Source organism: Pseudomonas sp. QS1027 (assembly GCF_002814235.1).
GTDB lineage: Bacteria > Pseudomonadota > Gammaproteobacteria > Pseudomonadales > Pseudomonadaceae > Aquipseudomonas.
In genome coordinates, this window is the sequence record NZ_PHSU01000018.1 from 119,874 (window position 1) to 142,519 (window position 22,646).

Here is a 22,646-nt window from a genome sequence, read left to right on the forward strand (position 1 = left end):
CGACGACCTGGGCGGATGCGCAGGGGCCCGGGGCTGTTCTCAGTCCGATGCATCGCAGGTCGAGAACCGCTCGGGTTTACGACCATACGCCAGGTATTCGCCCACTTGCCGGTTGACGCAGGCGCTGATGCCGTCAAAAGAGACGCCGTGCCGGTAGGTGTCCTTGAGCAGTGTCATATGGGTATTGGGCAAGCTGGCGAATGCCTTGAAGGCCTGGGCTGCGGGTGTCTGGTCGTCGTACTCGGCCTGGACCATGACGATGCTGTCCACCCGCGACAGGTTTTGAAAGGGCACCGCGGACGCTGGTGTCCCGCTCCAGTGGGCGCAATGCCTGGCCTGGAGGAAGTTGCCAGCGACCGGGTAGTGTGTGGCGTACTGGTCTTCTTTCTCGATCCAGAAGGTTTCGTCCGAGGTGCGCGAGTCGTTGCACAAGACGGTGCTGCGCACCGAGTCGGCGGGTGTCAGCTTCAGCGGACCCGGTGCTATGCCGTTCCATGGGGCCGCTTGGCGGGTGGCCGTCAGCAGATCGGTAAATGCCCGTCTCGCATGCTGATCGACCGCGTTGTCCGGGCTGAACCCATGGGCTTGCGCTCGGCTTTTCAGCTCGGTGTCCGTTATCCCCGGCGAGACTCGCCACCAGTCACTGAGAACCCGTGCGGCCATCAGGTGTGCGGGGGAACTATAGAGCTCGTTGTCGGAACGCAACGCGGCTCGAACCCGAGGGAGCAACTGCAGAAAGATTTCACGTACGGCCGCCGGATCGCTGCCCATCCGGTAGACCTGCGGGTGGCTCGCGGCGTGCTCGGCGACGAAGCGGTTGAAGACGCGCTCCTTCTCCGGCGCGGCGCTCAAACTGGCGTCCTGGAACGTCGAGGTCCAGTCCACATTCGAGTCCAGTACCATGCGACCGACATGCTGCGGGAACAGTCCGCCGTACCAGGCGCCCAGCCAGGTGCCGTAGGAGTTGCCGAAGTAGTTGAGTTTGTTTTCGTTGAGCTGGGCGCGGACGAACTCCATGTCCCGCGCTGTCTGGTCGGTATTGATGTAGGGCGCCAGGGGTTGGCTGGCGCAACCGCGGGCCAGTACCGCGGCGTTGTGCTGGATCGCCGCGAGGTTGGCGGGGGAGCGGTCTTCGGTGATGTCGCCTTGCGCGACGATCGCCTCGTCGGATTGGCACACCAGTTGTGAGTCCGGCGCGCTGCTCTGCCCGCGAGGTGTTATGCCGATCAGATCATAGGCATCGGTCAAATGCCGGTATGGCTCGCCTTCGGGTTTGTCGATGTAGCCTTTCCAGATTGACGCCAGCAATACGGTGAAAATGTCATTGCCGTTCGAGCCAGGACCGCCGGGGTTGGTGAATATGGCACCGGCTCGTTGTACCGGTCGCCTGGCGGCAACGCGAGTGATATCCAGGTCGAGGGTGCCGAGGCGGGGATTCAGGTGGTCCAGTGGCACGGTGACGATGCCGCATCGGGTCCTGGCAATGACCTCGGGATCCAGTCCGCCGCTGGGAAGTTCCTCGCAGCTCGGTAGCCATCGGATACCCAACTCCGGTGCTGGCGTCGCGGCACCCGCCTCGACAGCCCAGAAGGTACTGGCACAGAGGCCGCCCCATATGGCCCAGCGCTTCGTCAGTTTGCCGCTCGTCATAATTCGCTCTCGCAGTTCACGTCCAGATGGCCGGGATTATTGCAAGGAGAGGCGGGAGCGGAATGTAGGAATAGTACGAAATCTTATCGTCGTAACGGCGCAGGGACTTGCCCCGTGGAGCGGGTTTCAGGGCGATTGCCTGGAGGCGACCCGGGTCTTGCGAGCTTGGCGCGTCGGTTCGCAAAAAAGCCCGTATTTGTTGGGCCGGGGGAAAATCAGCTGATGATTTCGATGCAGGCAGACTTCCGACTGTAACGGTGTCCGGGCGCCTCGCCAAGGGCTATTCGTCAGCTTGAAAAATAAACTTCAAAAAAACGTCAAAGTGCTTTTTCCTGTCATGTCTTTTGCGGTATTACGGAGTCAGACCGCCGAAACCTGCAACTCAGGTGGCGTCTTACAAGACCCTACTTGTGCACAGAGCGCCTGCCCCTTCACAGGCGAATTCGGCGGTCACTTCGAGGCGCATCACCGTCAAGGTATTGCGTCGACTGGCTCCCACAAAGGTGACCGAGTATGGATGATCACGGACGCACTCCTTCTTCCAACCAGCCAATCCTTTACGTGCTCGATACCAACGTACTGATCCACGATCCAAACGCCCTGCTCAATTTCGAAGAACACCATGTCGCCATCCCGATGACCGTGCTCGAGGAGCTCGACAAGCTCAAGGGCGGCCATCACAGCGTCGCCGCCGAATGCCGGCAGGCGATCCGCCTGATCGACAAGACCCTGGGCGATGCCTGCCCCGAGGACGTCGAGCTGGGCGTCCCGATCCAGCGTGGCAAGAGCGGTCCCAAGGGCCTGCTGTCGATCCTGATGAGCAAGCGCAGCGAACCGAACCTGGTGCTGCCCGAACACCTCAACGACAACATCATCATCAATCAGTTGATCGATCTGCATGCGCGGGACAAGGACCTGCGCCTGGTCCTGGTGACCAAGGACATCAACATGCGCCTCAAGGCGCGCGCCTGCGGGATCGCGGCCGAGGACTACAGCACCGACCAGTTGGTCGACGACGTGTCCTTGCTGCCCAACGGTTATCACGACGTCAAAGGCTCGTTCTGGGATCGCGTCAGCAAGGTCGAGACCCGCCAGGACCATGGCCGCACCTGGCACCAGGTGCAACTGACCGACAATCTGCCGGCGGTGCACGTCAACGAATTCATCATCGATGAACAGGGCTTTGTCGGTTGGGTCAAGGAGATCCGCGCCGATGTGCTGGTGATTCTCGATCTGCATCAGGAACCCCTGTTGCACCAGGAAGCCTGGGGCCTGAAACCGCGTGACATCTACCAGAGCCTGGCGCTGTTCGCCTTGCTCGATCCGGACATCCACCTGGTCAACCTGACCGGTGCCGCCGGTTCAGGGAAAACCATCCTGGCCCTGGCCGCCGCCATCGAGCAGACCATGGTCAGCAAGCGCTATCGGCGCATTATCGCGACCCGTAGCGTGCAGGGCCTGGACCAGGAAATCGGCTTTCTGCCCGGCACCGAGGCGGAGAAGATGGAGCCTTGGCTGGGGGCGATCACCGACAACCTCGAAGCCTTGCACATGGATGACGAAAGCACCCATGGTAGCGTCGACTACATCCTCAGCAAGGTGCCGTTGCAGTTCAAATCCCTGAACTACATCCGCGGTCGCAGCTTCCAGCAGAGCCTGATCCTGATCGATGAGTGCCAGAACCTCACGCCGCACCAGATGAAAACCATCATCACCCGTGCCGGCGCCGGTTCCAAAGTGGTGTGCCTGGGCAACCTGGCACAGATCGACACCCCTTACCTGTCCGCGACCAGCTCCGGGCTGACCTACCTGACCGAACGCTTCAAGGACTTCCCGAACGGCGTGCACATCACCCTGCAGGGCGTGCCGCGTTCGATCCTGGCCGAATACGCCGAATCCCACCTGTAATCCCATCCACACCCAGGGGCGGCCAAGTGGCCGCCCTTTTTATTAGCCCTGTCGCGCAAAGCTGACCCGCAGGTTTACAATCGACGCTCCTGATCAGGAGTATCGCTGTGCTGACTCATCTCGATTCCCAAGGTCGCGCCAATATGGTCGACGTCACCGACAAGGCCGTGACCTTCCGCGAGGCGGTGGCCCAGGCCCGTGTGCGCATGTTGCCCGAGACCCTGCAAATGATCGTCAGCGGCGGCCATCCCAAGGGCGATGTGTTCGCCGTGGCGCGGATCGCCGGTATCCAGGCGGCGAAGAAAACCTCCGAGCTGATTCCCCTCTGTCATCCGCTGATGCTCACCAGCGTCAAGGTCGAGCTGAGCGCCGACGGCGAGGATGCCGTGCGCATCGTCGCGCGCTGCAAGCTGTCCGGGCAGACCGGGGTGGAGATGGAAGCGCTGACCGCGGCGAGTGTCGCGGCGCTGACGATCTATGACATGTGCAAGGCGGTGGACCGCGGCATGATCATCGAAAACGTCTGCCTGCTGGAAAAGCTCGGCGGCAAGAGCGGGCACTACCTGGCGGATGCGCCATGAAGATCGTGGTGAAGTTCTTTGCCCGTTACCGCGAAGTGCTCGGGGTGGATGAGTTGACGGTGGAGGGGGATTTCGCCAGCGTTGATGATGTGCGCCGGTTCCTGCTGTTGCGCGAGGGCACGCAGGTCCTTGGCGAACAGAACCTGATGTGCGCGCGCAATGAAGACCTGTGCTCCCTTGCCGAGCCGTTGGTCGATGGCGACGAAGTGGCGTTTTTCCCCACGGTGACCGGAGGCTGAGATGGCGATTCGCGTGCAGGCGCAAGCGTTCGATCCGGGGGCTGAGGTGAATGCCTTGCATGCCGCCAACCTGGGAATCGGTGCGGTGGTGAGTTTTGTCGGCTACGTGCGCGATTTCAACGACGGGCGTGACGTGATGGGGATGTTCCTCGAGCATTATCCGGGGATGACCGAAAGGGCCCTGGGCAAGATCGTCGCGCAAGCCCATGAGCGCTGGCCGTTGCTCGGGCTGGAAGTGCTGCATCGGGTCGGTGCCCTGGAACCGGGTGAGCCGATCGTCTTTGTCGGGGTGACCAGTGCCCATCGTCAGGCGGCGTTCGATGCCTGCAATTTCGTCATGGACTACCTGAAAACCCAGGCACCGTTCTGGAAAAAGGAAAACACCGCCGACGGCCCGCGCTGGGTCGAGGGTCGCGCCAGCGATCATGCGGCGGCGGAACGCTGGAAGTAGCGGCTCACCCTCCAACATTCATCTGTGCATGGCTTTCTGGCAGAGTGCACGCATTTGCTCGTTGACGATTTGTACTTATAAGTCCACGATGGACTAATAAGTACAAAATAGCGCTATCGTCTTCCTTCTACTGTCTTGCCACCACACCTCAAATAAAAGAGCGGGAGTTCCAGCATGAAGAAGTTCACCCTGATCGGCGGCCTGGCATTGGGCCTGCTGGCCAGCAGCACCGCGTTTGCCGCCGAGCCGACCTTGCGTATCGGCATCGAGGCGGCTTACCCGCCCTTCGCCTCGAAGACCGCCGAAGGCACCATCGTCGGTTTCGACTACGACATCGGCAATGCCCTGTGCGCGCAGATGAAGGTCAAGTGCGAGTGGATCGAAGGCGAGTTCGACGGCCTGATCCCGGCCTTGAAGGTCAAGAAAATCGACGCCGCGCTATCGTCCATGACCATCACTGACGAGCGCAAGAAGTCAGTGGATTTCACCCACAAGTACTACTTCACCTCCTCGCGTCTGGTGATGAAGAAGGGCGCGGTGGTGGATGACCAATATGCCAGCCTGAAAGGCAAGACCATCGGTGTGCAGCGTTCCACCACCACCGACCGTTACGCCACGGAAGTCTTCGAGCCATTGGGCATCAAGGTGATGCGCTACAGCAACAACGAGGAGATCTACATGGACCTGGCGTCCGGGCGCCTGGACGCGATCTTTGCCGACACCATCCCGCTGGACGATTTCCTCTCCATGCCGCGCGGCGCCGGTTACGCCTTTGTCGGGCCGGAGCTGAAGGATCCGAAGTACGTGGGCGAGGGCGCCGGGATCGCAGTGCGCAAAGGTAACACCGAGCTGGTGAGCAAGCTGAACAAGGCCATCGACGGGCTGCGCGCCAGCGGCGAGTACCAGAAGATCGAGGGCAAGTACTTCAAGACGGATATCTACGGCGACTGATTGACCGGCATGCCGGATCTGCTCCTTGCAGATCCGGTGTTTGTCCTCAAACCTCCGCCTTCAATTCCTTCAGGTGCTTGTACACCGTCGCCCGCCCCATATTCAGCACATTGGCCACATAGTTGGCCGCGCTCTTGCCCTTGAACGCGCCCTCGGCGTGCAACGCCAGCACCAGTTCGCGCTTGTGGTCGCGGCTCAGCAGGTTCAGCCCCAGCTGGCGCTGACGCAGCCAGCTGTGCAGGAAGGTGTTGATCCGCTCCTGCCAGTCATCGCGAAACAGTGCGTCGGGCTGCGGGATCAGTTTGTTCGGTGAGAGGAACAGGTCCAGCGCCGCCCTGGCGCTTTCGAACAGGGAAATATTCAGGTTGATGCACAGCACAGCCAGCGGCACGCCCTCGACGTCGTGCAGCACGGTGCTGACGCTGCGAATCTTCTGACCGTCCCAGTTGAGTTTCTCGTAGGGGCCGATATTGCGCTCGTTGATGCCTTCCTCAAGCATGTCCTCCAGCGCCGCGTCATCGCCGATCTCGCGCTTGGAGATGTTGTTGGCGATGTAGTCGATCTGCTGCGTGCGCAAGTCGTGCAGCACCACTTCGGCATGGGGAAAGAATAACGTGGCGATGGCATCGGCGATCGCCCGGAAGTTATCCAGGGCGGGGGCCTGTTTGGCGGTCATGGTGGTTCTCCAGGCAACTTCAGCATCCTTGGGGGGGAGCCAAAGGAAAACAGCTGGTGCGGTGATCGGGTCGCCTCGAAAGAGGTTGGCCTGATCACCGAGCGGCGAAAGGGTAGCGCCCCGGGTACGGGCGTACTAAAGAGTGTGCCGCAATCAGCGCCAGTCGTCACCCGAGACGGGTAGGGGAAAGCATCGCAGCGTTGAGACCGAAGTGTTCGAGGTGCTCGGGCAAGGCCTGGCCACGCACCAATGCCGCGCTGGCCTGGCCCATGGCCGGTGAAGTCTGGATGCCATAGCCGCCCTGGGCCGCGACCCAGAACAGGCCGGGGACCTGGGGATCGAAACCGGAAACCAGGTTGCCGTCGCTGACAAAACTGCGCAGGCCGGCCCAGGTGCGGGTCGGGCGGCGGATGGTCAGGGTGGTGGCTTCCTCGATCTGGTAGATGCCCATGGCGATATCCAGTTCTTCGGGTTGCACGTCGTGGGGCTCGACCGGGTCGGCGTTGGCCGGGGAGCCGAGGAACATGCCGGCATCGGGCTTCATATAGAAGGACTCGTCGAGGCTGACCAGCATCGGCCAGTCGTGGTTATCCAGGCCTTCGGGCGGCGCGAAGATAAAGGCTGCCCGGCGCTTGGGCTGCAGGCCCAGGGGACGGGCACCGGCCAGTTCGCCGATCTGGTCGGCCCAGGCGCCGGCGGCGTTGATCAGCACCTTGGCGCTGAAGGTTTGCCCGGCGCTGCGGACCTGCCACAGGCCGTCGGCATCGCGCTCAAGGCCGAGGACTTCGCAGTCGGTGTGGACTTCTCCCTTCTGGCGGCGGATACCGCGCAGATAGCCCTGGTGCAGGGCGTCGGTGTCGATGTCGCTGGCGCTGGGGTCGTAGATCGCGCCGTGGACTTTTTCCCGGCGCAGGATCGGCAGCCGCGCACAGGCTTCGTCGGCGCTGAGCAACTGCATCTCGGGCACGCTGGCTTTGGCGCTGAGGTATTGCTGTTGCAGCTCATCCGGGTCGCCCGTGAAGTCCACGGTCATTTCGCCCCGTGGGGTGAGCAGCGGGTGTTCGGCGAAACCGGGCGGCGGCGCGTCGAAGAAGGCCCGGCTGGCGAGGGTCAGGGCGCGCACCTGGGGTGTGCCGTAGGCGGCGGTGTAGAGGGCGGCGGAGCGTCCGGTGGAGTGATAGCCCGGATGCGATTCACGTTCGAGCACGATCACCCGGCCATGCCGGGCCAGCCAGAAACCGGTGGAGGCGCCGGCAATGCCGCCGCCGATGATGATGAAATCTGCCTGGTTCATTCAAGGTCTCCTGTAAAAGTGCTGTTCAGCTCGCCTTGTGGTGCAGATGGTAAAGCGCATTGGCCAGCGCGATGTCTTCCAGGCCCAGGCCGATGGAGCGGAAGAACACATGGCGCGCGTACGTCGGCCGGGGCGTCTGCTCGCTCAGCAACTCAGCGAGGTCGCCATGGATCTGTCCGGCGTCCCAGCCGTGCTGGCTGGCGGCGATCAGCATTTCCCCGGCCGAACCCGGCGTGGTCTTGCGATAGTCGCAATAGACCTGCATGTCGTTCAAGGCTTGCGGCGGCACTTCATGGGCGCGCACGGCATTGGTACTGATGGAGGTGATCAGCGCCGGTTTGCGCAACTGGCTCGGGTCGATCACCGGGGTCGCCGAGGAGGTGCAGAGCAGGATGACGTCGGCGTCCTCCAGGGCTTGCTCCAGGTGCTCGACGATCCGCAGGCGTGGCTCGATGTCGTTCAGGCGTGCGCGTTTGTCGGCATTCACATTGGGCGAGTAGAGGCTGATGTCCTGCCAATCGCGCAGGCCCCTGGCGTAGTGCAGGTGTGCCTGGGCCACCGGACCGCTGCCGACGATGGCCAGGCGTTTGGCGTCCAGCGGGGTGAGGGCGTCCACGGCCACGGCGGTGGTCGCCGCGGTGCGGGCAGTGGTCAGTTCGCCGGCATCGCAGAGCAGCAGCGGCTGGCCGGTCTGCATGGACATCAGCAGGGTCCAGGCGGTCACCAGCGGGCCTTGCTCGCGGACGATGTAGGGCGAGGTCTTGACCCCATAGACCTGGTCGTCAGCCAGCACGCCGAGGTAGTTGATGAAGTCGCCGGCACCTTGCGGGAACTCCACCAGTTGCTGTGCCGGTTGCACCGCCTGTCCGGCCGCGAGGTCGCGAAACAGCTTGCGCAGGATCTGCGGCACGTCGATCTGCTGCAGGAGTCGATGGGCCTGCTGGCTGTCGATCACGTAAGGGGTATGGCCGGACATGGGGTGCTCCCGAATGATTGCATGTAAACTAATTTGTCCATTATGGACTTTTAGTTTAATTCGGCAATCTCCGGGCGAAAAAAAACGCCGCCGGGTATCGGGCGACGTTTTGCTCGGCAGCGTGCCTCTCGGCCTGGGCGGTCAGGCCGGACGCTGGCGCACCACCGGTCGCAACAACTCGGTGGGCGGCATTTCGCAGCTGATCTTGTGCCCCAGCAGGGTCTCGATCGCCGGCAGCTGGTAGGAGTCGTCTTCACCGGCGAAGCTGATGGACACGCCGTCAGCACCGGCCCGGCCAGTCCGGCCGATGCGGTGGACGTAGTCGTCCGGCACTTCCGGCAGGGTGAAATTGATCACGTGGCTGATGCCGTCGATATGAATCCCGCGCCCGGCCACGTCGGTGGCCACCAGCACGCGGATCTTGCCTTCGCGGAAACCTTCCAGGGTCTTGATGCGCTTGTGCTGCGGCACATCGCCGGACAACTGCGCGGCGTTGACGCCGTCGCGCACCAGGCGCTCCTCGATCCGCCGCACTTCGTCCTTGCGGTTGGCGAAGACCATCACCCGTTCCCAACCATTGTCGGTGACCAGGTTGTAGAGCAGCTTGTACTTGTCGGCGCCGGCCACGGCGTAGACGTGCTGTTCGACGTTGGCGTTGGCCGGGCTCAGCGCTTCGATCTCGACAATGGACGGCTCGGTGGTCCATTGCTTGGCCAGGTTCATCACGTCTTCGGTGAAGGTGGCGGAGAACAGCAGGGTCTGGCGTTCGTTCTTCGGCGGGGTCTGGCGGATGATCTGCCGGACTTGCGGGATAAAGCCCATGTCGAGCATGCGGTCGGCTTCGTCGAGGACCATCACTTCGACCATGTCCAGGTGCACTTCGCCGCGCTGGTTGAAGTCCAGCAGGCGGCCGGGGGTGGCAACGAGGATGTCGCAGTGGCGGGCTTCGAGCAGCTTGAGCTGTTTGTCGAAGTCCATGCCACCGACGAACTGCATGACGTTGAGGCCTGTGTACTTGGTCAGGTCGGCGGCGTCCTTGGCGATCTGCACCACCAGCTCGCGGGTCGGCGCGATGATCAGCGCCCGCGGCTCACCCATGTAGCGCTCTTTCGGCGGCGGGGTCTGCAACAGCTGGGTGATGATCGAGATCAGGAACGCGGCGGTCTTGCCGGTGCCGGTCTGGGCGCGCCCGATGGCGTCCTTGCCGGCCAGGGTGAAACCCAGGACCTGCGCCTGGATCGGCGTGCAATAAGGGAAGCCGAGGTCCTGGATGGCGTGCATCAGCTCGGGGGCCAGCTTGAAATCGTGGAAGCGGGTCTTGCCTTCCTGGGGCTCGACGACGAAGTCCTCGAGTTTCCAGGGTTTGACGGGAGGCTTCGGCGCTCGTTCACGGCGCGGTTGCTCGGCTTTCGGCTGTTCGACGCGTGGCGCTTCAACCACAGCAGCGGGCTGTTCCGGGATGGCGGCCGGGGCTTTCGGTTTGGCGACAGGCTCGGCGCGCTCCGCAGGTTGGCCGTGATGACGGCTATCGGAGTTGGGAACAGGGGCGCTGGAGCCTGGTGCGAGCTGCTCAGCCTCGCTTTTACCGAATATTTTTTTGAGTGCTTTGAGCACGGTCATCTCGTTAATTTGGTTAAGGAATGTACGCCGGCCAGTGTAATGCAAGAATCGGGCGCGGCGTAGTGCGTTACCGATATCAGCGCAAACGAGCGGCCAGCCAGGTACCGATGTCCTGGATTTCCTCGGGTAACACTTCGTGGCCCATTGGGTATTCCTGCCATGTCACGGTGACATCAAGGCGCTTGAGGTGCTCATAGGCGGTTCGGCCCATGGCGTTCTGGACCACCTCGTCATAGTGGCCATGCAGGCAGAGGGCTGGAATTCGCTGCTGGCTGGCGGAAAGTTGCAGCGCATCGCTGAAGGTCGGGGCGTAGGTCGAGAGCGCCAGCACGCCGCCGAGGGCGCCTTGCCACTTCAGATAAGCGGTGTGCAGCACCACGGCGCCGCCCTGGGAAAAGCCCGCGAGGAAGATCCGCGAGGGGTCGATACCCGCGGCCCGCTGGGCTTCCAGCAATTCGATGATGGTTGCCGCGGATTCTTCAAGCTCCTCGAAACTGATCGAGCGCGCCGGGCTCATGGCCTTGATGTCGTACCAGCTGGGCATGGCGTAGCCGCCATTGATGGTCACGGCGCGGGTCGGCGCCTGGGGCAGGACGAAGCGTGTGCTCGTCAGGCTCTCTTGCAGCTCCTCGGCCACCGGCAGGAAGTCATATCGGTCTGCCCCCAGGCCGTGAAGCCAGATAACACAGGCGTCTGCGGTCTTGGCGGGGTGAATGATCAGCGGTTCAGTCATGTGTGCTCCATTAGTGTGCGTGCGCTCCAGATGTGTGCGCGGTGATGGTGCGTAAAGAGTGGATTTGTTAATTAAATGTCGCGTTATTGATCGTTTTTCTATTGACCTGTGGCTGAATCGCTTTAGCCGCCACTGTGGTACGGGCTTTGCTATGGGAGAACCGAGTGAATGCATTCACCCCTGGCGGTAACACTATCAGTCTACCGCTGGCCGTGGGATAGCAAATGAATCCGTCTCGGCGGGTTCTGATTCACGTTCGCCGAGGGCCGGCTGGGCTTTAGCGAATCTGGAAAGGGCTGAGGCCCGTTCGGCCCATTTGGTGGGCGGTGAGTTTTACAGACGGGAGACTTTCTCCTACTAAACTCATAGCTCAAGTCTTTAGCCGCTTGACCCAAAAAAAAGCCAGCACGGGTTAACAACGCCTCATAAGGGTGCGGCTAGACTCTAGCTCCGACACAACAAGAGCAACTGGAGGTTTGAATGAAGATGTTGAAATCCACCCTGGCAGTCGTGACTGCAGCCGTCGTACTGGGCGTCAGCGGTTTCGCGCAAGCGGGCGCTACCCTGGATGCCGTACAGAAGAAGGGTTTTGTTCAGTGTGGCGTGAGTGACGGCTTGCCGGGCTTCTCGGTGCCTGATGCTTCCGGCAAGATCGTCGGTATCGACGCTGACGTCTGTCGTGCCGTGGCCGCTGCCGTTTTCGGCGACGCGACCAAGGTCAAGTTCAGCCAGTTGAACGCCAAGGAGCGCTTCACCGCGCTGCAATCCGGCGAAATCGACATCCTGTCGCGTAACACCACCATGACCAGCTCCCGCGACGCCGGCATGGGCCTGAAATTCCCGGGCTTCATCACCTACTACGATGGCGTCGGCTTCCTGGCCAACACCAAACTGGGCGTGAAAAGTGCCAAGGAACTGGATGGCGCGACCATCTGCATCCAGGCCGGTACCACCACCGAGCTGAACGTGTCCGACTACTTCCGCGCCAATGGCCTGAAGTACACCCCGATCACCTTCGACACCTCCGACGAAAGCGCCAAGTCGCTGGAATCCGGTCGTTGTGACGTACTGACCTCGGACAAATCCCAGCTGTTCGCCCAGCGCAGCAAGCTGGCTTCGCCGAAGGACTACGTGGTACTGCCGGAAACCATCTCCAAGGAGCCTCTGGGCCCAGTGGTGCGTAACGGCGACGACGAGTGGCTGGCCATCGTGCGTTGGGTCGGCTACGCGCTGCTCAACACCGAAGAAGCCGGTATCACTTCGAAAAACGTCCTGGAAGAAGCCAAGTCGACCAAGAACCCGGACGTTGCTCGTCTGCTGGGCGCCGACGGCGAATACGGCAAGGACCTGAAACTGCCGAAGGATTGGGTCGTCAAGATCGTTTCCCAGGTCGGTAACTACGGCGAGATCTTCGAGAAGAACCTCGGCAAGAGCACTCCCCTGGAAATCGACCGTGGCCTGAACGCTCTGTGGACCAAGGGCGGCATTCAATACGCACCACCTGTGCGCTGATTGACCTATCGCCCGGCAGGCCAACTGCCGGGCGATGTTCTTGTTCCGTTTTTCCTGGGGCACTTCATGCAAAATAAAATCGGCGCACCCAAGCAGAGACTCAGTCTCAGCGACCCCAAAGTGCGTGCGTGGCTATTTCAGATCATCACGATTGTCGCGGTGGTCTCGTTGGGCTGGTACCTGTTTCACAATACCCAGACCAACCTGCAACACCGGGGCATCACCTCGGGTTTCGGCTTTCTTGAGCGCAGTGCCGGTTTCGGCATCGCTCAGCACCTGATCGACTACACCGAATCGGACAGCTATGCCCGGGTGTTTGTCATCGGTCTGCTCAACACCCTGCTGGTGACGGTGATCGGCGTGATCCTGGCAACCCTGCTGGGTTTCATCATCGGCGTCTCGCGACTGTCGTCGAACTGGGTGATCAACAAGCTGGCCACCGTCTATATCGAGGTGTTCCGCAACATTCCGCCGTTGCTGCAGATCCTGTTCTGGTACTTCGCGGTGTTCCTGACCATGCCGGGACCGCGCAACAGCCATAACTTCGGTGACATGTTCTTCGTCAGCAGCCGTGGCCTGAACATGCCGGCGGCCATTGCCTCCAACGGTTTCTGGCCGTTCGTGATCAGCGTCGTGCTGGCCATCGTGGCCACCGTGCTGATGAGCCGCTGGGCGACCAAGCGTTTCGAAGAAACCGGCGTGCCGTTCCACAAGTTCTGGGTCGGCCTGGCGTTGATGGTGGTGATCCCGGCGTTGTGTGCCCTGATCTTCGGTGCCCCCGTGCATTGGGAAATGCCCACGCTGCAAGGGTTCAACTTCGTTGGCGGTTGGGTATTGATCCCTGAGTTGCTGGCCTTGACCCTGGCCCTGACGGTGTACACCGCGGCGTTCATCGCCGAGATCGTGCGCTCGGGCATCAAGTCGGTCAGCCACGGTCAGACCGAGGCGGCGCGTTCCCTGGGCCTGCGTAACGGTCCGACCCTGCGCAAGGTGATCATCCCGCAAGCCCTGCGCGTGATCATTCCACCGCTGACCAGCCAATACCTGAACCTGGCGAAGAACTCGTCCCTGGCCGCCGGTATCGGTTACCCGGAAATGGTTTCGCTGTTTGCCGGTACGGTGCTGAACCAGACCGGGCAGGCCATCGAAGTCATTGCCATCACCATGAGCGTGTACCTGGCGATCAGTATCAGCATTTCCCTGCTGATGAACTGGTACAACAAGCGCATTGCGCTGATCGAGCGGTGAGGAAACGCCCATGAGTTCGCATACTTTCAAACCCGACATGCCACCACCGAGCAACAGTATCGGTGTGGTGGCGTGGATGCGGGCGAACATGTTCTCCAGCTGGCTCAACACGCTGCTGACCCTGTTTGCCTTCTACCTGATCTACCTGATCGTCCCGCCGCTGCTGCACTGGGCCATCCTGGACGCCAACTGGGTCGGTACCACCCGCGCCGACTGCACCAAGAGCGGTGCCTGCTGGGTGTTTATCGAGCAGCGTTTCGGCCAGTTCATGTATGGCTACTACCCGCCCGTGATGCGCTGGCGCGTGGACCTGACCGTGTTGCTGGCGATCATCGGCGTGGCGCCGTTGTTCATCCCGCGCTTCCCGCGCAAGGCGATCTACGGCCTGAGCTTCCTGGTGCTGTACCCGATCATCGCCTTCACCCTGCTGCGCGGCGGTTACCTGGGCCTGCCCAGCGTTGCCACCACCGAGTGGGGCGGCCTGATGCTGACCCTGGTCATCGCCACCGTCGGTATCGCCGGGGCCTTGCCGCTGGGGATCATGCTGGCGTTGGGGCGGCGTTCGAACATGCCGGCGGTGAAGGTGGTCTGCGTGACCTTCATCGAGTTCTGGCGTGGCGTGCCGTTGATCACCGTGCTGTTCATGTCCTCGGTGATGCTGCCGTTGTTCCTGCCTGAAGGCATGAACTTCGACAAGCTGCTGCGGGCGTTGATCGGCGTGATCCTGTTCCAGTCGGCCTATGTCGCCGAAGTGGTTCGCGGTGGTCTGCAAGCCATTCCCAAGGGGCAGTACGAAGCCGCTGCCGCCATGGGCCTGGGCTACTGGCGCGCGATGGGCCTGGTGATTCTGCCGCAAGCCTTGAAGCTGGTGATCCCGGGGATCGTCAACACCGTGATTGCGCTGTTCAAGGATACGAGCCTGGTGATCATCATCGGTCTGTTCGACCTGCTCAACAGCGTCAAGCAAGCCGCCGCCGACCCGAAATGGCTGGGCATGGCCACTGAAGGCTACGTATTCGCCGCCCTGGTGTTCTGGATTTTCTGTTTTGGTATGTCCCGCTATTCCATGCATTTGGAACGCAAGCTGGACACAGGCCACAAGCGTTAGGAGTTTTTTCATGAGTGAAGCGATCAAACAGCCTGTGAGTCCTGAAGGCATTATTCAGATGCAGGGCGTGAACAAGTGGTACGGCCAGTTCCACGTGTTGAAAGACATCAACCTGAACGTCAAGCAGGGCGAGCGTATCGTCCTCTGCGGCCCGTCGGGTTCGGGCAAGTCGACCACCATCCGCTGCCTCAACCGTCTGGAAGAGCACCAGCAGGGCCGCATCGTGGTCGATGGCGTGGAGCTGACCAACGACCTCAAGCAGATCGAAGCGATCCGTCGTGAAGTCGGCATGGTGTTCCAGCACTTCAACCTGTTCCCGCACCTGACCATCCTGCAGAACTGCACCCTGGCACCGATGTGGGTGCGCAAGATGCCCAAGCGCCAGGCGGAAGAGATCGCCATGCATTACCTGGAGCGCGTGCGTATCCCGGAGCAGGCCCACAAGTTCCCGGGCCAGTTGTCCGGTGGTCAGCAGCAGCGTGTGGCGATTGCTCGTGCCTTGTGCATGAAGCCGAAAATCATGCTGTTCGACGAGCCGACCTCGGCACTCGACCCGGAAATGGTGAAAGAGGTTCTGGATACCATGATCGGCCTGGCCGAAGACGGTATGACCATGCTCTGCGTAACCCACGAAATGGGCTTCGCCCGTACCGTGGCGAACCGCGTGATCTTCATGGACAAGGGCGAAATCGTCGAACAGGCCGCGCCGAACGACTTCTTCGACAACCCGCAGAATGATCGGACCAAGCTGTTCCTGAGCCAGATCCTGCATTGATCGGCTGACGTTGAATGAAAAACCCGGACCTGGTCCGGGTTTTTTTTGCCTGGGTTTTATCGATCAGGTGAGTGGATATCGATCCAGAGGGCGCCTCAATGAATAAACAAGCTCATCGCTGACGTCTGAGTAGCGCTGGGCACTTTCAGGATCAAGCTCGATCTCCGAGCAGGCTTCGCACTGCCAGCCCGAGAGCAGGGGGACCGATGCTCTCAACGCTTTTAAATCGATTTCTACGTCCCGATCTTCAAACCTGTACATGACGTTGCTTGTGCCGCAGCTGACGCAGTCCTGTCGTTTCATGGCTCTTTCTCCTTTGAAGGAGATACCTGAGGCCCCCCGATGGGGCAGTGACCGTTGATGTAGCAGGTCTAAAAGCTATCTGCTCAGGCTGGTTTTTAGATAGGCGGCGTCTTCTCCATCTCCTGTAGGAAACGTTGGTTCTTGAACTCGAAGTCAGGTTTGGAGTAACCTTTCGGAAAATTCATCCTATGACTGGATGTTAGGGCTACTCTTCATGTCTCAAAGCATTCCCCTTGTCAAACGCTCCCTGGTCGACCAGGCCCTGGAGCAATTGCGTGAACGCATTACCCGTGGCACCTGGGCCGTGGGCGAGCGGCTGCCTACCGAGCCGGAACTGGCCGCGGAGCTGGGCATCAGCCGTAACACCATGCGGGAAGCCCTGCGAGTGTTGGCGTTTTCCGGGTTGATCGAGATTCGCCAGGGCGACGGCAGCTATCTGCGAGCGACCATCGATCCTCTGGCGACCATGCAGGCGTTGTCGCGCTGTTCCCTCGACCAGGCCCGCGAGACGCGGCACAGCTTTGAAGTCGAGGCCGTCGGCCTGGCGGCCCTGCGGCGTACCGAGGAAGATCTCAAGGGGTTGCGCGAGGCCTTGCATGTCAGCGGTGACCACTATCACGGCGATCTCGACAGCTTTATCAGTTGCGACCTGGTGTTTCATCAGCGCCTGATCGACGCCGCGCACAACCCGATGCTCAGCGAGCTGTACCGCTACTTTTCCAGCGTGATCGCCGGCGCCCTGCGCCAGACCCTGGATATCACCCCCCGTCGTCAATCGGTGTTCGACCTGCATGTCGCCTTGCTCGAAGCGGTGGAGCAACAGGACCCCGAGCGCGCCAAGGCCTTGTGCCGGAGCTTGATCAATGAACCTTGAAAACGAGAGCCCCATGTCCCGTGCTCCTGTAGAACCCGGTGCAGCCTCGCGGCCGGTAGAGCTTGATCGACTGCTGATCGACGCCGAGGCCGATGACGATCTGGTCCAGCAGCAACAGCCCGTGCTGCGCCGGCCCTGGCTGTTGCTGCTGGGCCTGGTGCTGGTGGCCTTGAACCTGCGCCCGGCGTTGTCGAGCATGGCGCCGTTGCTCGGCGAGGTGTCCCGCAGCCTGGGTTTGTCGGCGGCCAAGGCCGGTCTGTTGACCACCTTGCCGGTACTCTGTCTCGGCCTGGCCGCGCCCCTGGCGCCGTTGCTGGCCCGACGTTTCGGCAGCGAGCGGGTGGTGCTGGGGATTCTGCTGACCCTGGCCGGCGGGATCATCCTGCGCAGTTCCCTGGGCGAGTTCGGCCTGTTTGCCGGTAGCGTGGTGGCCGGTGCGAGTATCGGGGTGATCGGGGTGCTGTTGCCCGGCATCGTCAAGCGTGACTTCGCGAAACAGGCCGGGACCATGACCGGTGTCTACACCATGGCCCTGTGCCTGGGGGCGGCACTGGCGGCGGGGGCCACGGTGCCGCTGAGCCAGCACTTTGGCGAGAGCTGGTCGGTCGGCCTGGGTTTCTGGGTCGTGCCCGCCTTGGTCGCGGCGATTTTCTGGTTGCCGCAAGTGGGGCAGAAACACGGCGCTCATCACGTGGCCTACCGTGTACGCGGTTTGCTGCGCGATCCGCTGGCCTGGCAGGTCACCCTGTATATGGGGCTGCAATCGTCCCTGGCCTATATCGTCTTCGGCTGGTTGCCCTCGGTGCTGATCGGACGCGGCCTGAGCGCCACCCAGGCGGGGATCGTGCTGTCCGGCTCGATTCTGATCCAGCTGATCAGTTCATTGGCGACGCCCTGGTTGGCGACGCGGGGCAAGGATCAGCGGCTGGCGATTGTCGTGGTCATGGTGCTGACGTTGGGCGGTCTGTTCGGTTGCCTGTATGCGCCGCTCGAAGGGCTCTGGGGCTGGGCGATCCTGCTCGGCTTGGGGCAGGGCGGGACCTTCAGCCTGGCGCTGACCCTGATTGTATTGCGCTCGCGCGATGCCCATGTGGCGGCGAACCTGTCGGGCATGGCCCAGGGCATCGGTTACACCCTGGCATCCATGGGGCCATTCGCGGTGGGGCTGGTGCACGACCTCACTGGCGGCTGGCAGGCGCTGGGCTGGATCTTCGGCGTGATCGGCCTGGGTGCCATTGTCTTCGGCCTCGGTGCCGGTCGGGCGCGTTATGTCCAGGTCACCTGCGAAAAACTCTGAATCACGCCACACTCCCGGTATTCGGATCGCGAATGCCGATAGTCAGCCAGGCATTTGCAGACTATCGTGCAGGCGATCCTTTTACCTGTACGGAGCCTGTTCATGAGTGATGCCCACAGCGCGTTGATTACTGAGTTCTATAAAGCCTTCCAGCGGCTGGATGCCGAGGCCATGAGTGCCTGCTACACCGAGGATGTGGTGTTCAGTGATCCGGCGTTCGGCGAATTGCGTGGCCGTGATGCCGGCGATATGTGGCGCATGCTGACCACCCGGGCCAAGGACTTCTCCCTGACCTTCGACAATGTCCGTGCCGACGAGCGCAGTGGCGGTGCCCATTGGGTCGCGACCTACCTGTTCAGCCAGACCGGTAACACCGTGGTCAACGATATCAATGCGCGCTTCGTGTTTCGCGACGGCAAGATCTGCGAGCACCATGACCACTTCGACCTGTGGCGCTGGTCGCGTCAGGCGCTGGGGACCAAGGGCTTGTTGCTGGGCTGGACGCCATTGGTCAGGAGCGCCGTGCGTGCCCAGGCCCTGAAAGGCTTGAAGGCCTTCCAGGCAAGCCGCTAGGTTCTGCTAAGATCGCTGCCCCGTCAGCGATCAAGCCCTTTGCCACGTGAACATCAGCGAAACGCTCAGTGCCGAGACCGAGCCGGCAGCGCCCGCGGTCAAACCCTGGTTTGTCTATCTGGTGCGCGCCGCCAATGGCTCGCTGTATTGCGGGATCAGCGATGACCCGCAGCGGCGTTTTGCCTCGCATCAAAGTGGCAAGGGCGCGCGCTTCTTCTATTCCAGCCCGGCGGTCGCGCTGGTGTATGTGGAGGCCTGCCGCGACAAGGGCGAGGCCCTGCGCCAGGAGCGGCTGATCAAGAAGTTGCGCAAGAGCGCCAAGGAAACCCTGGCGGCGGGGTTCAGTCTGGAGGCCTTTGCTGCCGGGAGGAAATGAGCAGGGGCGTTTTTCGGCGTCTCATCGCAGGCCGACGCCTGGCCGTGACTGCAATTGACGACACCGTCATGCTCGAATATGATTGTCCCATCGAAGCGACTGACCGGATGAGATTGAGCGCTTCCCAGCGGTGAAAGCCGTAATCGCGCAAGGCGGTTCGAAAGTGGTGTCCGGATCTGTTTTATCGAATACGAAAAAGACGCTCATGGCGTCTTTTTTCGTTTCTCCCTCTAGCGTTTGGTTGCGGTTGGTTGACGCAAGTAGACCTTAGCGCACAGTAGTGCAAAGGCCATTGATCCTTTCAGGTTTGGACCGCCGTCTTTTCCTTCGTGATACGCACTCTCCACTATCAGATTCAGCTCCTGCCATTGGCGCTTTTCGTGCGCGGCGCGTCTTACCTCAAAAAAGACATGATAAGGTCCACTCGGGTCCTCAACGGTGATGGAAAAGCACCAATTACGCTCGGCCGACGTTTCCCATACCTTGGCTTTTGGATGCGTCAGTCTTTGCAAAATAACGGCCGGCAGGTTCTGAGATAGCCGATAACGAATGGGGCAGAATGTCCGTTGCCGCTTACCGTCAGGAATGATCGGCTCTCCAGCCGGATGCGTTACTGCGTCGTAGCCCTGGGTAAAACAGTGATTGGAGAAGGTTACATGCACGCGCAAATCACGTTTGGCCAACTGGCTTGAAATCGTGAAGGTGAATGGCTCAAGGTGAGTAAAATCGTACGTCTGACCGCCAATGGCCAGCGCTGGAAAATAGGCGGTCACTTCGGCCTCCATTCCGGTCAAACCGCCAGCTTACCCTGCCACGCTGCCTTTCGACTCCCTGGCAATTGATACCGTTGATGAGAGGGCATCAGGCTGACTGGGTAGGCTGCTCACGATTTGCAGGCTAAGCTGCGGGTTCTTATTTGCCCGGCGGACTCCAGCATGTCTGAGTTGATTCTTCACCACTACCCGACGTCTCCCTTTGCCGAAAAGGCCCGCCTGCTGCTGGGTTTCAAGGGCCTGTCCTGGCGCTCGATACATATCTCGCCGGTCATGCCAAAACCCGATCTGACCGCGCTGACCGGTGGCTACCGGAAAACCCCGGTGTTGCAGATCGGTGCCGATATCTACTGTGACACCGCCTTGATCGCTCGCCGCCTGGAGCAGGAAAAGGCCACCCCGCGGCTGTTCCCCGAGGGCCGGGAAATGGTCGCGACGACTTTTGCCGCCTGGGCCGACTCGGTGGTGTTCAGCCATGCGGTCAGCCTGGTGTTCCAGCCTGAGTCCGTGGCCGTGCGTTTTGCCCGCTTGTCCCCGGAGCAGATCAAGGGCTTCATGATCGACCGCGCCGGCCTGTTCAGCGGCGGCTCGGCTTCGAAGGTTCCGCTGGAGATCGCCAAGCACCAGTGGCCGGTATTCATGGCGCGGCTGGAACAGCAGTTGCGGCACGAGGAGGGCGACTTCCTGTTCGGCGAGCCGTCCATTGCCGATATCGCCATGGCCCATCCACTGTGGTTCCTCAAGGCGACGCCGGTGACCGCGCCGTTGGTGGATGCCTATCCGGCAGTGGCCGCCTGGTTCGCCCGGGTCATGGCGTTCGGGCATGGCGCACCGAGTGAAATGACGGCCGAGGAGGCCTTGCAGGTGGCGCGCGAGTCGACGCCGGCCGCGCTCCCAGATGAGACCTTCAGCGACCCGAACGGCTTTGTCGCCGGTCAGTCGGTGATCGTCGCGGCGACCGATTATGGTGTCGATCCGGTGGCGGGCGAGTTGCTGTTTGCCGGTCGCGAAGAGTTGATCGTAAGTCGTGAGGACGAGCGCGGTGGGCGGGTGCATGTGCACTTCCCACGGCTCGGATTCAGGATCGAAGCGCTAAAGGACTGAAAACACCGTCTCCTTGTAGGAGCCGGCTTGCTGGCGATAGCGATCGGGTAGTCGACATGGTTGTTGCCTGACACACCGCCATCGCCAGCAAGCCGGCTCCCACACAGTCCGCGCTCGGCTTTGGTTATTTCAGAGCGGCGAGGATCGTGTCCGGCTCGAACCCGCGGATCAAGGTGCCGTTCACGTCCAGCATCGGAATCCCGCCGCCACCCAGGGCCAGGTATGCCTTGCGCGCCTCGGCGTTTTTCTCGATATCGAATTCCTGGTAGGGAATGCCTTTCAGGTCGAGGAAACGCCGGGTCTGCTTGCAGTAGCCGCACCAGTCGGTGGCATAAAGCACCACCCGGGCCTTGGCCCGGGTCTGTTCCGAGACCATCTGCCCCGGATTGAACACCCGCTCGATCTTGCCCCAGTTCTGATAGACCACCACCACCAGCAGGATCAGCAGGACCTTCTTCAGCATGCCTGTGAGCATGACTCAGTCCTTGCGTCGCTTGAGCTGATCGGTCAACTGGGTCGGCAGGCCCTTGATGATCAGGGTGCCGGCTTCTTCGTCATACTCGATTTTCGAACCCAGCAAGTGAGCCTCGAAGCTGATGGACAGGCCTTCGGCGCGCCCGGTGAAGCGGCGGAACTGGTTCAGGGTGCGTTTATCGGCCGGGATCTCCGGCGACAGGCCGTAGTCCTTGTTGCGGATATGTTCGTAGAACGCCCGTGGACGGTCCTCGTCGATCAGCCCGGAGAGCTCTTCCAGGCCCATGGGCTCGCCCATTTTTGCCTGGCTGCTGGCGTAGTCCACCAGGGTCTTGGTTTTTTCCCGGGCATCGTCCTCGGGCAGGTCTTCGCTTTCGACGAAGTCGCTGAAGGCCTTGAGCAGGGTGCGGGTCTCGCCCGGACCGTCGACGCCTTCCTGGCAGCCGATAAAGTCGCGGAAATACTCTGAAACCTTTTTCCCGTTCTTGCCTTTGATAAAGGAAATGTACTGTTTGGACTGCTTGTTGTTCTGCCATTCGGACACGTTGATCCGCGCGGCGAGGTGCAATTGGCCCAGGTCCAGGTGGCGCGACGGGGTCACGTCCAGCTCGGCGTTCACCGCCACGCCTTCGCTGTGGTGCAGCAGGGCGATCGCCAGGTAGTCGGTCATGCCTTGCTGGTAGTGCGCGAACAGCACATGGCCGCCCACCGAGAGGTTGGACTCCTCCATCAGCTTTTGCAGATGTTCGACGGCAATCCGGCTGAACGCGGTGAAGTCCTTGCCGCCGTCCAGGTATTCCTTCAGCCAGCCGCTGAAGGGATGTGCGCCGGACTCGGCATGGAAAAAGCCCCAGGCTTTGCCCTGCTTGGCGTTGTAGCTTTCGTTGAGGTCGGCAAGCATGTGCTCGATGGCCTGGGATTCGGCCAGCTCGGAGTCACGGGCATGCAGGACCGCAGGGCTGCCGTCGGGTTTTTTGTCGATCAGGTGGACGATGCAATGACGGATCGGCATAGGTATCTCGGCTGATTTGTCAGGGGGAAGGCGGGCTCCCCGGAAAAGCGCCCAGTGTACCGCACCCACGGGTTGAATCCGCCTTTGCACCGTCGTTCGGGCGGTTTGAGCGGTTTCAGACAGCTTTTTTTTCGAAAA

At 61.4% G+C, this 22,646-nt stretch carries 24 protein-coding genes; 14 read left to right on the plus strand and 10 right to left on the minus strand.

The annotated features are described in order from the left end of the window. Nucleotides 1–39 precede the first annotated feature (39 nt). The gene (locus CWE01_RS17600) at nt 40–1,650 is read right to left on the minus strand and encodes an alpha/beta fold hydrolase (protein ID WP_177410491.1); all 1,611 of its coding nucleotides are present in this window, start codon (nt 1,648–1,650) and stop codon (nt 40–42) included. Nucleotides 1,651–2,163: 513 nt separating this feature from the next. Here CWE01_RS17600 and CWE01_RS17605 point away from each other — a divergent pair. The 5 genes from CWE01_RS17605 to CWE01_RS17625 all read left to right on the plus strand — a co-directional run bounded on the left by CWE01_RS17605 (nt 2,164) and on the right by CWE01_RS17625 (nt 5,780). Continuing rightward, on the plus strand, nt 2,164–3,558 hold the full coding sequence (locus CWE01_RS17605) for a PhoH family protein (RefSeq protein ID WP_100941812.1): 1,395 nt from the start codon (nt 2,164–2,166) through the stop codon (nt 3,556–3,558). A gap of 107 nt (nt 3,559–3,665) precedes the next feature. Beyond that, the gene (gene moaC, locus CWE01_RS17610; protein WP_100941813.1) at nt 3,666–4,139 is read left to right on the plus strand and encodes a cyclic pyranopterin monophosphate synthase MoaC; all 474 of its coding nucleotides are present in this window, start codon (nt 3,666–3,668) and stop codon (nt 4,137–4,139) included. After that, nucleotides 4,136–4,378, plus strand: a complete 243-nt coding sequence (locus CWE01_RS17615) for a MoaD/ThiS family protein (RefSeq protein ID WP_100941814.1) — start codon at nt 4,136–4,138, stop codon at nt 4,376–4,378. The genes moaC and CWE01_RS17615 overlap by 4 nt, the downstream gene beginning before the upstream one ends. A gap of 1 nt (nt 4,379) precedes the next feature. Beyond that, on the plus strand, nt 4,380–4,829 hold the full coding sequence (gene moaE / locus CWE01_RS17620; RefSeq protein WP_100941815.1) for a molybdopterin synthase catalytic subunit MoaE: 450 nt from the start codon (nt 4,380–4,382) through the stop codon (nt 4,827–4,829). 174 nt (nt 4,830–5,003) lie between these two features. Continuing rightward, nucleotides 5,004–5,780 carry an ABC transporter substrate-binding protein gene (locus tag CWE01_RS17625; protein WP_100941816.1) on the plus strand — a complete coding sequence of 259 codons (777 nt, stop codon included), beginning with the start codon at nt 5,004–5,006 and terminating at the stop codon, nt 5,778–5,780. A gap of 46 nt (nt 5,781–5,826) precedes the next feature. On the opposite strand, the gene CWE01_RS17630 is transcribed toward CWE01_RS17625, so the two are convergent. From CWE01_RS17630 to CWE01_RS17650, 5 genes are all read right to left on the minus strand, one after another. After that, complete coding sequence (locus CWE01_RS17630) at nt 5,827–6,456, minus strand: transcriptional regulator (RefSeq protein WP_100941817.1); 630 nt, start codon at nt 6,454–6,456, stop codon at nt 5,827–5,829. Nucleotides 6,457–6,622: 166 nt separating this feature from the next. Then, nucleotides 6,623–7,750 carry an FAD-binding oxidoreductase gene (locus tag CWE01_RS17635; RefSeq protein WP_100941818.1) on the minus strand — a complete coding sequence of 376 codons (1,128 nt, stop codon included), beginning with the start codon at nt 7,748–7,750 and terminating at the stop codon, nt 6,623–6,625. A 25-nt stretch (nt 7,751–7,775) separates the two neighbouring features. Beyond that, complete coding sequence (locus CWE01_RS17640; RefSeq protein WP_100941819.1) at nt 7,776–8,726, minus strand: ornithine cyclodeaminase family protein; 951 nt, start codon at nt 8,724–8,726, stop codon at nt 7,776–7,778. Nucleotides 8,727–8,867: 141 nt separating this feature from the next. Beyond that, a complete protein-coding gene (rhlB, locus tag CWE01_RS17645) occupies nt 8,868–10,340 on the minus strand; it encodes an ATP-dependent RNA helicase RhlB (protein ID WP_100941849.1) in 1,473 nt (490 codons plus the stop codon). An 82-nt stretch (nt 10,341–10,422) separates the two neighbouring features. Beyond that, nucleotides 10,423–11,079, minus strand: coding sequence for an alpha/beta hydrolase (locus tag CWE01_RS17650; protein ID WP_100941820.1), 657 nt, complete (start codon nt 11,077–11,079; stop codon nt 10,423–10,425). Between the two features lie 480 nt (nt 11,080–11,559). Here CWE01_RS17650 and CWE01_RS17655 point away from each other — a divergent pair, with 480 nt between their 5' ends. The 4 genes from CWE01_RS17655 (at nt 11,560) to CWE01_RS17670 (ending at nt 15,722) form a co-directional block, all read left to right on the plus strand. Beyond that, nucleotides 11,560–12,591 (plus strand): amino acid ABC transporter substrate-binding protein, encoded by a 1,032-nt coding sequence (locus CWE01_RS17655; protein ID WP_100941821.1) that lies wholly within the window; start codon nt 11,560–11,562, stop codon nt 12,589–12,591. A 66-nt stretch (nt 12,592–12,657) separates the two neighbouring features. Then, nucleotides 12,658–13,839, plus strand: coding sequence for an amino acid ABC transporter permease (locus CWE01_RS17660; RefSeq protein ID WP_100941850.1), 1,182 nt, complete (start codon nt 12,658–12,660; stop codon nt 13,837–13,839). A gap of 10 nt (nt 13,840–13,849) precedes the next feature. Then, nucleotides 13,850–14,947 carry an amino acid ABC transporter permease gene (locus CWE01_RS17665; protein ID WP_100941822.1) on the plus strand — a complete coding sequence of 366 codons (1,098 nt, stop codon included), beginning with the start codon at nt 13,850–13,852 and terminating at the stop codon, nt 14,945–14,947. Nucleotides 14,948–14,957: 10 nt separating this feature from the next. Further along, the gene (locus tag CWE01_RS17670) at nt 14,958–15,722 is read left to right on the plus strand and encodes an amino acid ABC transporter ATP-binding protein (protein ID WP_100941823.1); all 765 of its coding nucleotides are present in this window, start codon (nt 14,958–14,960) and stop codon (nt 15,720–15,722) included. Between the two features lie 63 nt (nt 15,723–15,785). Here the strand turns inward: CWE01_RS17670 and CWE01_RS17675 are convergent, their stop codons facing one another. Then, a complete protein-coding gene (locus tag CWE01_RS17675) occupies nt 15,786–16,025 on the minus strand; it encodes a YgiT-type zinc finger protein (protein WP_100941824.1) in 240 nt (79 codons plus the stop codon). 214 nt (nt 16,026–16,239) lie between these two features. Between CWE01_RS17675 and CWE01_RS17680 the strand changes: the two genes are divergently transcribed. The 4 genes from CWE01_RS17680 to CWE01_RS17695 all read left to right on the plus strand — a co-directional run bounded on the left by CWE01_RS17680 (nt 16,240) and on the right by CWE01_RS17695 (nt 19,145). Next, entirely contained in the window at nt 16,240–16,899 is a 660-nt protein-coding gene (locus CWE01_RS17680) for a FadR/GntR family transcriptional regulator (protein WP_100941825.1), read from the plus strand. Continuing rightward, on the plus strand, nt 16,889–18,196 hold the full coding sequence (locus CWE01_RS17685; protein ID WP_100941826.1) for a CynX/NimT family MFS transporter: 1,308 nt from the start codon (nt 16,889–16,891) through the stop codon (nt 18,194–18,196). The genes CWE01_RS17680 and CWE01_RS17685 overlap by 11 nt, the downstream gene beginning before the upstream one ends. A 102-nt stretch (nt 18,197–18,298) precedes the next feature. Continuing rightward, nucleotides 18,299–18,769, plus strand: coding sequence for a nuclear transport factor 2 family protein (locus CWE01_RS17690; RefSeq protein WP_100941827.1), 471 nt, complete (start codon nt 18,299–18,301; stop codon nt 18,767–18,769). Nucleotides 18,770–18,815: 46 nt separating this feature from the next. Further along, on the plus strand, nt 18,816–19,145 hold the full coding sequence (locus CWE01_RS17695) for a GIY-YIG nuclease family protein (protein WP_100941828.1): 330 nt from the start codon (nt 18,816–18,818) through the stop codon (nt 19,143–19,145). A gap of 230 nt (nt 19,146–19,375) precedes the next feature. On the opposite strand, the gene CWE01_RS17700 is transcribed toward CWE01_RS17695, so the two are convergent. After that, the gene (locus tag CWE01_RS17700) at nt 19,376–19,930 is read right to left on the minus strand and encodes a hypothetical protein (RefSeq protein WP_100941829.1); all 555 of its coding nucleotides are present in this window, start codon (nt 19,928–19,930) and stop codon (nt 19,376–19,378) included. A gap of 150 nt (nt 19,931–20,080) precedes the next feature. On the opposite strand from CWE01_RS17700, the gene CWE01_RS17705 reads away from it, so the two are divergent. Continuing rightward, a complete protein-coding gene (locus CWE01_RS17705) occupies nt 20,081–21,022 on the plus strand; it encodes a glutathione S-transferase family protein (protein ID WP_100941830.1) in 942 nt (313 codons plus the stop codon). A 124-nt stretch (nt 21,023–21,146) separates the two neighbouring features. Here CWE01_RS17705 and CWE01_RS17710 read toward each other — a convergent pair whose 3' ends face one another. Then, nucleotides 21,147–21,497 carry a glutaredoxin family protein gene (locus CWE01_RS17710; protein WP_100941831.1) on the minus strand — a complete coding sequence of 117 codons (351 nt, stop codon included), beginning with the start codon at nt 21,495–21,497 and terminating at the stop codon, nt 21,147–21,149. Nucleotides 21,498–21,500: 3 nt separating this feature from the next. Continuing rightward, nucleotides 21,501–22,508, minus strand: a complete 1,008-nt coding sequence (gene yejK / locus CWE01_RS17715) for a nucleoid-associated protein YejK (protein WP_100941832.1) — start codon at nt 22,506–22,508, stop codon at nt 21,501–21,503. Nucleotides 22,509–22,646: the final 138 nt, after the last annotated feature.

Excerpts from the sequence above, each read along its gene's own strand:
- CWE01_RS17600 (WP_177410491.1), bottom strand. The coding sequence starts at position 1,650 with ATGACGAGCGGCAAACTGACGAAGCGCTGGGCCATATGGGGCGGCCTC.
- CWE01_RS17605 (WP_100941812.1), top strand. The coding sequence starts at position 2,164 with ATGGATGATCACGGACGCACTCCTTCTTCCAACCAGCCAATCCTTTAC.
- CWE01_RS17615 (WP_100941814.1), top strand. The coding sequence starts at position 4,136 with ATGAAGATCGTGGTGAAGTTCTTTGCCCGTTACCGCGAAGTGCTCGGG.
- moaE (WP_100941815.1), top strand. The coding sequence starts at position 4,380 with ATGGCGATTCGCGTGCAGGCGCAAGCGTTCGATCCGGGGGCTGAGGTG.
- CWE01_RS17625 (WP_100941816.1), top strand. The coding sequence starts at position 5,004 with ATGAAGAAGTTCACCCTGATCGGCGGCCTGGCATTGGGCCTGCTGGCC.
- CWE01_RS17630 (WP_100941817.1), bottom strand. The coding sequence starts at position 6,456 with ATGACCGCCAAACAGGCCCCCGCCCTGGATAACTTCCGGGCGATCGCC.
- CWE01_RS17635 (WP_100941818.1), bottom strand. The coding sequence starts at position 7,750 with ATGAACCAGGCAGATTTCATCATCATCGGCGGCGGCATTGCCGGCGCC.
- CWE01_RS17640 (WP_100941819.1), bottom strand. The coding sequence starts at position 8,726 with ATGTCCGGCCATACCCCTTACGTGATCGACAGCCAGCAGGCCCATCGA.
- CWE01_RS17650 (WP_100941820.1), bottom strand. The coding sequence starts at position 11,079 with ATGACTGAACCGCTGATCATTCACCCCGCCAAGACCGCAGACGCCTGT.
- CWE01_RS17655 (WP_100941821.1), top strand. The coding sequence starts at position 11,560 with ATGAAGATGTTGAAATCCACCCTGGCAGTCGTGACTGCAGCCGTCGTA.
- CWE01_RS17660 (WP_100941850.1), top strand. The coding sequence starts at position 12,658 with ATGCAAAATAAAATCGGCGCACCCAAGCAGAGACTCAGTCTCAGCGAC.
- CWE01_RS17665 (WP_100941822.1), top strand. The coding sequence starts at position 13,850 with ATGAGTTCGCATACTTTCAAACCCGACATGCCACCACCGAGCAACAGT.
- CWE01_RS17670 (WP_100941823.1), top strand. The coding sequence starts at position 14,958 with ATGAGTGAAGCGATCAAACAGCCTGTGAGTCCTGAAGGCATTATTCAG.
- CWE01_RS17675 (WP_100941824.1), bottom strand. The coding sequence starts at position 16,025 with ATGAAACGACAGGACTGCGTCAGCTGCGGCACAAGCAACGTCATGTAC.
- CWE01_RS17680 (WP_100941825.1), top strand. The coding sequence starts at position 16,240 with ATGTCTCAAAGCATTCCCCTTGTCAAACGCTCCCTGGTCGACCAGGCC.
- CWE01_RS17685 (WP_100941826.1), top strand. The coding sequence starts at position 16,889 with ATGAACCTTGAAAACGAGAGCCCCATGTCCCGTGCTCCTGTAGAACCC.
- CWE01_RS17690 (WP_100941827.1), top strand. The coding sequence starts at position 18,299 with ATGAGTGATGCCCACAGCGCGTTGATTACTGAGTTCTATAAAGCCTTC.
- CWE01_RS17700 (WP_100941829.1), bottom strand. The coding sequence starts at position 19,930 with ATGGAGGCCGAAGTGACCGCCTATTTTCCAGCGCTGGCCATTGGCGGT.
- CWE01_RS17705 (WP_100941830.1), top strand. The coding sequence starts at position 20,081 with ATGTCTGAGTTGATTCTTCACCACTACCCGACGTCTCCCTTTGCCGAA.
- CWE01_RS17710 (WP_100941831.1), bottom strand. The coding sequence starts at position 21,497 with ATGCTCACAGGCATGCTGAAGAAGGTCCTGCTGATCCTGCTGGTGGTG.
- yejK (WP_100941832.1), bottom strand. The coding sequence starts at position 22,508 with ATGCCGATCCGTCATTGCATCGTCCACCTGATCGACAAAAAACCCGAC.